Below are 1,036 nucleotides of genomic sequence, written 5' to 3' on the forward strand. Positions count from 1 at the left end.
CGCGAGCACGTCCGCGGCGCCCTCGGCCGTGGTGTACGCGCCGTCCGCGTCCCTCGCCTCGCCGTATCCCCGCAGGTCTACCACCGCGTACTGGAACGATTCGGCGTCGAGGTCGCGCAGCACCGGGCCGTATGCGGAACGGTCGGCGAGCCAGCCGTGTACCGCGATCACCTTGTGGGGGCCGTCGCCGTGCAGGGTATGAGGCAGTACGGACAATGCGGTCACGCTGGCTCCTGTCACGGTACGGCGGTGATCTGGCGGTCAGGTCAGCAGCCCGCCCCCCACGGTGGCGCCAACCGTCGGTCCGCGCAAGAGCACACACGGGGCCTCGCGCAGTCGGCCGGGGGGCAGGCCACTCACCCCTGGACCAGTCCCAGGTACGGCCCGAACTCCGAAGCCAGCGTCAGTCGTCCCAGCTTCTGGTACTCGCGCTGGATCGCGTGGATGAGGGTGGTCATCGTCACCGCGCCCCCCGTGTCCGCCGCCAGGTACGCCGCCGTCACCGCGATCGAGCGGATGTTGCCGCCCGCCAGCTCGAAGTTCTCGGCGCAGAAGGCGAGGTCGAGGTCCGTGCCGCGTGGGAGCAGCGGGCCCAGGCAGCGTTCCCAGAGCAGCAGGCGCTGCTCCGGGTCCGGCACGGGGAAGTCGATGACCAGGTCCAGGCGGCGGGTGAAGGCGTCGTCCAGGTTGGCGCGGAGGTTGGTGGCGAGGATGGCCAGGCCGTCGAAGGACTCCATGCGTTGGAGGAGGTACGCGCTCTCGACGTTCGCGTAGCGGTCGTGCGCGTCCTTCACGTCCGAGCGCTTGCCGAAGATCGCGTCCGCCTCGTCGAAGAGCAGGACGCCGTTCACGCCCGCCGCTTCGGTGAAGATGCGCTCCAGGTTCTTCTCGGTCTCGCCCACGTACTTGTCGATGACCGTGGCCAGGTCGACCGTGTAGAGGTCCAGACCGAGGTCCGCCGCGATCACTTCCGCCGACATCGTCTTGCCGGTGCCGGAGTCGCCCGCGAAGAGGGCCGACACGCCCCGGCCCCGGC

1 protein-coding gene and 1 pseudogene are annotated in these 1,036 nt (G+C 70.2%); both read right to left on the bottom strand.

The features are described from left to right. A pseudogene (locus tag ABZV94_RS42100) lies at nucleotides 1-225 on the bottom strand (alpha/beta hydrolase); the annotation flags it as partial. 131 nt (nucleotides 226-356) lie between these two features. Further along, a partial coding sequence (locus tag ABZV94_RS42105) for an ATP-binding protein (RefSeq protein WP_356350468.1) occupies nucleotides 357-1,036 on the bottom strand: 680 nt, incomplete at its 5' end.

This window comes from Streptomyces sp. NPDC004658 (assembly GCF_040609555.1).
Classification (GTDB): Bacteria; Actinomycetota; Actinomycetes; order Streptomycetales; family Streptomycetaceae; genus Streptomyces.